Origin of the sequence: Vibrio sp. M60_M70 (assembly GCF_037162085.1) — a bacterium.
Taxonomy (GTDB): Bacteria; Pseudomonadota; Gammaproteobacteria; order Enterobacterales; family Vibrionaceae; genus Vibrio; species Vibrio diabolicus.
The window spans coordinates 3,365,362-3,371,361 of sequence record NZ_JARLUL010000001.1; the positions used below are offsets into that span (position 1 = coordinate 3,365,362).

Here is a 6,000-nt window from a genome sequence, read left to right on the forward strand (position 1 = left end):
TTGTGTGGGTATGTGAGCCAGATTACTTTAATACTTGCTCTATCTGCCGGGTCTTCACTTGATGGTTGTTAGAGACTAACTCTTCCAACCAGGTTTGATGCCCTTGCTGCGCCAGCTCTCGAGCGACCATGGTAGCTTCTTCCGATAGTGCCATTTTGCTCACTAGAAACTGTTTCACTTGCGGAGATAAAGGGTTGGATTTTGTGAGTAGACTAATGGCTTCTGGTTTGAGTGACGGATTGACGGTGGAGTTCATCAATTGCTGAATTGAAAAAACGTCCCCAACCGTAGCTAAACGCTCGAGTTCGGACTGGCTGTTGTAATCCGCTCTCATCCGCCAGAGTAAGTTGTACACTTCCTCATCTTGACTTACTTGCGCTAATCTCACGATCACGGCTGTCGATGGTAGCCAACTGGTCACATTCGCTTTGGTTAACTGAGTGGTTAATGCGGCAAGCGCATGCGGTGATAAGCTGTCCAACTCTCGAATCAAAAGTGCTTCACGCGCTTGAGCTTGTTGAGATTGCCCTGTAAGCCATTGCTTTAAGTCGAGCTCTTTCCGCTCAGCTTGTAGTACAAAGTCCAAGGTACTTTGGTCTTGCTTCCAACGCTTAATCAAGCGGCTCGCAATGGCAGGAAAGTTAAAGGCAGGCACACTAAACTCATACCCGTCCCCTCGCTCTAGAACCTGATAAGTAGGAGTCATACGGATCTGAGACTCAACAAACAGAGCCATTCTAGGCGTGAGAATCACATCTTGCTTCTCAAGCTTTTCCAATAACCGAAAACGCACGACCTCTTGTTGAGGTAAAGCTAGTCGATCAAGGGCAAATTTAAGCGAGTCGACCTCATCCCTGACAACGTAATCAAGCAGTTCAGAGACTTTAGCCTGTATTTGAGTATCCTGAAGCCACTGTTCTACTACAGACTCCTGCATTTCCTTGGCAGATAACGTCGCGGGTAGTGTGATAAGTGACAAGCTCAGGAGTAATGACGACAACATTCCTTGTTGCATGTTAACCTCCCGATAACATTTCTCCTCATTCTGATGCTTCCATCGGGAGAAAGCAACAAAAAAGCCACCGTTAACGGTGGCTTTTTTAGAATAAGGACTCAGCTATTACTGACGACGCATCGCATCGAAGAACTCATCGTTGGTCTTCGTCATCGCTAGCTTATCAATGAGGAACTCCATTGCGTCGATTTCGCCCATTGGGTGAACGATCTTACGCAGAATCCACATTTTCTGTAGTTCATCAGTCTTCGTCAGCAGCTCTTCACGACGTGTACCTGAACGGTTGAAGTCAATCGCAGGGAATACACGCTTCTCAGCAATCTTACGGTTCAAGTGCAGTTCCATGTTACCTGTACCCTTGAACTCTTCGTAGATAACTTCATCCATCTTAGAACCAGTATCAACTAGTGCTGTTGCGATGATAGTTAGGCTACCACCCTCTTCAACGTTACGTGCCGCACCGAAGAAACGCTTAGGACGGTGTAGTGCGTTTGCATCCACACCACCTGTCAGTACTTTACCTGATGAAGGTACTACGGTGTTGTAAGCACGAGCGAGACGAGTGATAGAGTCAAGCAAGATAACCACGTCTTTCTTGTGTTCAACAAGACGTTTTGCTTTCTCGATTACCATTTCCGCTACTTGTACGTGACGAGATGCTGGCTCATCGAAAGTCGACGCGACTACTTCACCTTTAACTAGACGCTGCATCTCTGTTACTTCTTCTGGACGTTCGTCGATAAGAAGTACCATCAACTCACACTCTGGGTGGTTGTATGCGATGCTTTGAGCAATATTTTGCAGAAGCATTGTCTTACCCGCTTTTGGCGGAGCAACAATCAGACCACGTTGGCCTTTACCGATAGGCGATGCCAAATCTAAAACACGTGCTGTGATGTCTTCTGTAGAACCGTTACCACGCTCCATTACCATGCGTTCATTTGCATGTAGAGGGGTAAGGTTTTCAAATAGGATCTTGTTACGAGCGTTGTCTGGTTTGTCGTCGTTAACGGTATTGACTTTTAGAAGGGCAAAGTAACGTTCACCGTCTTTTGGTGGACGAATTTTACCAGCGATAGAGTCACCAGTACGTAGGTTAAAGCGACGAATCTGACTTGGTGATACGTAGATATCGTCCGGACCCGCAAGGTATGAACTATCTGCACTGCGTAGGAAACCAAAGCCGTCTTGCAGAATTTCCAGAACCCCATCGCCAAAGATGTCTTCGCCGCCTTTAGCGTGCGCTTTTAAAATCGCGAAGATGATGTCTTGTTTTCTTAAGCGAGCTAGGTTCTCTAATCCTAAGCTTTCGCCCAGTTTTACAAGGTCAGACACAGGTCTGTTCTTCAGTTCGGTAAGGTTCATGGTGGTGGATTCTTGTTTAGTCAAAATAAGATCTGTTTTCTAGTTAAGATGGATTTGGTCTCAGGATCGACCAAGAAGAGAAATTTGTTCAATTAACGCGCGATAAGTTAGCACTAATTAGTATTCTAGTCCAGAGTTAGAAAAACAAAACCGTGCGTTGTTACTTTGCACGGTTTTATCTGTAATCACTTGGTGATTATAAGTTTGCGTCCAAAAACTCTTTTAGTTGAGTTTTAGACAGAGCACCAACTTTCGTTGCCGCTACGTTGCCGTCTTTGAATAGCAGTAGCGTTGGAATGCCGCGAATACCAAACTTAGGTGGTGTACCTGCGTTATGGTCGATGTTTAGTTTACCGATAGTGAGTTTGCCTTCGTACTCGTCTGCGATTTCATCCAGAATAGGAGCGATCATTTTACAAGGACCACACCATTCTGCCCAGAAATCCACTAGAACCGGGCCTGCAGCGTTGATTACATCGTTTTCAAAACCGTCATCAGTTAGCTGCAAAATCTTATCACTCATCTTCCACTCCAATGTGTTTTTCGAAACTGGTTGGATGATAACCAGTAATTAGATGCCCTATTGGAATGTATTTACTTTCGTATTGCAAGCTTTAGCTGATATTCTATAGCCATGAAAAAGACGCATATCACAGAGCAAAAGTTCGCCGATTTGGGCTTAAAGCCCCAAGTTATTGAAGGATTGGACAAAAAAGGGTTCGAATTTTGTACCCCTATCCAAGCCTTGGCGTTGCCGGTCCTGCTCACCGGCCAAGACATCGCAGGCCAGGCCCAAACGGGTACTGGTAAAACGCTCGCGTTTCTTACTGCTACATTCAACCACCTTCTGACGACACCGGAGCATGAAGGTCGTAAACCTACGCAGCCACGCGCAATCATTATGGCGCCAACACGTGAGCTTGCTATTCAGATTTACAATGATGCAGAAGCATTAACTGAGAGCACTGGTCTAAAAACCGCTTTGGCTTACGGTGGTGAAAGCTACGATAAGCAATTGAATAAGCTGCAAGATGGTGTCGATATTCTGATTGGTACGACAGGTCGTATCATCGATTTCTACAAACAGCGCGTATTCAACCTTAACAACATTCAAGCCGTTGTTCTGGATGAAGCCGACCGCATGTTCGATCTTGGCTTTATTAAAGACATTCGCTTCTTGTTCCGTCGTATGCCTGAACCAAAAGAGCGTTTGAACATGCTGTTCTCAGCGACGCTTTCTTACCGTGTTCAAGAACTGGCATTTGAGCACATGAACACCCCTGAGCATGTTGTGGTAGAGCCAGAACAGAAAACTGGTCACCGCATTCAGGAAGAACTTTTCTACCCTTCTAACGAAGATAAAATGGCCCTCCTTCAAACTTTGATTGAAGAAGAATGGCCAGATCGCGCCATCATTTTTGCGAACACGAAACACAAGTGTGAATCGGTTTGGGGTCACTTGGCCGCCGATGGACACCGTGTCGGTCTTCTTACTGGTGATGTACCGCAGAAGAAACGTGAAAAGATTCTTGAGCAATTCACCAAAGGCGATGTCGACATTCTTGTTGCAACTGACGTTGCTGCGCGTGGTCTGCATATTCCTCAAGTGACGCACGTTTTCAACTACGACCTTCCTGACGACTGTGAAGATTACGTTCACCGTATTGGCCGTACCGGTCGTGCTGGTGCAAGCGGCCACTCGATCAGTTTTGCTTGTGAAGAGTACGCAATTAACCTGCCTGCAATCGAAGAATACATTGAGCACACTATCCCAGTTTCAGAATACGATTCGTCAGCGCTGATCCAAGATCTGCCAGCGCCAATTCGTATGCGTGCGCCACGCAACCAACAGCGTCGTACGAATACTGGCGGAACTCGTTCAGGTTCAGGTAACCGCAAGCCGCAAGGACGTCGTCCACGCCAACCACGTCAGTCGGCACCAAAACAATCGTAAAAGGAAACTGAGTTCGTTTATGAGTCAAGCAGGATCATCGCCGCTATACGCCGCCATCGACCTCGGGTCGAACAGTTTTCACATGCTCGTTGTGCGTCATATCGATGGCAGCGTTCAAACAATGGCTAAAATTAAGCGCAAGGTTCGTCTAGCCGCGGGCCTAGATGAACATAATTCTCTTAGTATGGAAGCTATGCAGCGAGGATGGGACTGCTTAAGTCTATTTGCGGAACGCTTGCAGGACATTCCTAAACAAAACATTCGTATTGTAGGCACAGCCACTTTACGTACCGCCACGAATGTAGATGTGTTTCTGGAGAAAGCGAACCAGATTCTTGGTCAACCAATCGACGTTATCTCCGGTGAAGAAGAAGCGGCCACTATCTATAAAGGTGTCGCACACACTTCTGGAGGCAGCGGTCGCCGTCTTGTTGTCGATATCGGTGGCGCAAGTACCGAGCTCATCATCGGTGAAGGTTTCGAAGCCAAAGCACTGACCAGTTTAAAAATGGGTTGTGTGACTTGGCTGGAAAACTTCTTTAAAGATCGCCAGTTGAATGCGCGTAACTTTGACGCAGCAATTGAAGGCGCGAAGCAGACAATCCAGCCAATTCTAGAGCGCTATACTGAAATCGGTTGGGATGTGTGCGTTGGCGCATCCGGCACCGTTCAGGCATTGCAAGAGATAATGCTAGCGCAAGGTATGGACGAAGTAATCACTCACTCCAAATTGAAACGCCTGCAGAAGCAAGCCATGTTAGCCGATCATTTAGAAGAGCTCGACATTGAAGGCTTAACGCTTGAACGTGCGTTAGTGTTCCCTAGCGGCCTATCTATTTTGATTGCCGTTTTTGAATTACTGGAAATCGACGCGATGACACTCGCTGGCGGCGCACTACGTGAAGGCTTAGTCTACGAGATGGTTGAAGAGCTACGTCAAGAAGACATCCGTGCTCGCACAATTGCCAGCGTACAAAATCGTTATCAGCTCGATCACCAATACGGTGAACAAGTTGCGACACTGGCAAGCAAACTGTTGGAGCAAGCCGGCGGCGATGAGTGGATTACTGAACCTCAAGGCAAGATATTGCTTGAAACCGCCGCAAAGCTGCATGAAATCGGCTTAACGATCGATTTCAAAAAAGGCGGTGAGCACAGTGCTTACCTACTCCAGAATTTGGATTTACCTGGCTACACTCGCGCGCAGAAGTTCTTTATTGGTGAGATTGCCCGTCGTTATCGAGAACAACTCACCTCACTGCCTGAGCAACACGCGTTATCAGGCTCAAGTGCCAAGCGCGTACTGCGGTTGTTGCGCTTAGCGGTGTTGTTGACTCACCGTCGCAACCAAAACTTAGAGCCAAACGTCGTATTAACGGCTGAAGGTGACAACCTAACATTAAACATTGATGCGCAGTGGCTAGCGGCCAACCCGTTGACCGCCGCTGAGCTAGAAATCGAATCCAACCGTCAAACTGATATCGGTTGGCCATTAACGATTACCTCTGATTAATGGTTGTTATCCCATGACAAAGGCTCCTTTTGGAGCCTTTTTAATACCCGTTATTATCCTATGTACAACTCATAGAGTTTTGAGACACCGATGATCTAAATACTCATTTCGCTGTACATTTGCTTTAGAAACAACAAAGCCGCTATTAAAAGC

At 46.7% G+C, this 6,000-nt stretch carries 5 protein-coding genes; 2 read left to right on the forward strand and 3 right to left on the reverse strand.

Annotation, left to right across the window (positions count from 1 at the left end):
- Positions 1-22: 22 nt before the first annotated feature.
- The 3 genes from P4S59_RS15750 to trxA form a co-directional block, all read right to left on the reverse strand.
- Positions 23-1,015 carry a hypothetical protein gene (locus P4S59_RS15750; RefSeq protein WP_005398448.1) on the reverse strand — a complete coding sequence of 331 codons (993 nt, stop codon included), beginning with the start codon at positions 1,013-1,015 and terminating at the stop codon, positions 23-25.
- A 105-nt stretch (positions 1,016-1,120) separates the two neighbouring features.
- Complete coding sequence (rho, locus tag P4S59_RS15755; protein WP_005378757.1) at positions 1,121-2,380, reverse strand: transcription termination factor Rho; 1,260 nt, start codon at positions 2,378-2,380, stop codon at positions 1,121-1,123.
- A 196-nt stretch (positions 2,381-2,576) separates the two neighbouring features.
- Positions 2,577-2,903, reverse strand: a complete 327-nt coding sequence (gene trxA, locus P4S59_RS15760) for a thioredoxin TrxA (protein ID WP_004745500.1) — start codon at positions 2,901-2,903, stop codon at positions 2,577-2,579.
- Between the two features lie 111 nt (positions 2,904-3,014).
- On the opposite strand from trxA, the gene rhlB reads away from it, so the two are divergent.
- Together rhlB and gppA are read left to right on the forward strand one after the other, a co-directional pair.
- Positions 3,015-4,334, forward strand: a complete 1,320-nt coding sequence (rhlB, locus tag P4S59_RS15765) for an ATP-dependent RNA helicase RhlB (protein ID WP_005397003.1) — start codon at positions 3,015-3,017, stop codon at positions 4,332-4,334.
- 19 nt (positions 4,335-4,353) lie between these two features.
- Positions 4,354-5,847 (forward strand): guanosine-5'-triphosphate,3'-diphosphate diphosphatase, encoded by a 1,494-nt coding sequence (gene gppA / locus P4S59_RS15770; RefSeq protein WP_046874560.1) that lies wholly within the window; start codon positions 4,354-4,356, stop codon positions 5,845-5,847.
- Positions 5,848-6,000: the final 153 nt, after the last annotated feature.

Bases quoted from the DNA above. Each gene is read 5' to 3' on its own strand.
- P4S59_RS15750 (WP_005398448.1), bottom strand. From the start codon at position 1,015: ATGCAACAAGGAATGTTGTCGTCATTACTCCTGAGCTTGTCACTTATC.
- rho (WP_005378757.1), bottom strand. From the start codon at position 2,380: ATGAACCTTACCGAACTGAAGAACAGACCTGTGTCTGACCTTGTAAAA.
- trxA (WP_004745500.1), bottom strand. From the start codon at position 2,903: ATGAGTGATAAGATTTTGCAGCTAACTGATGACGGTTTTGAAAACGAT.
- rhlB (WP_005397003.1), top strand. From the start codon at position 3,015: ATGAAAAAGACGCATATCACAGAGCAAAAGTTCGCCGATTTGGGCTTA.
- gppA (WP_046874560.1), top strand. From the start codon at position 4,354: ATGAGTCAAGCAGGATCATCGCCGCTATACGCCGCCATCGACCTCGGG.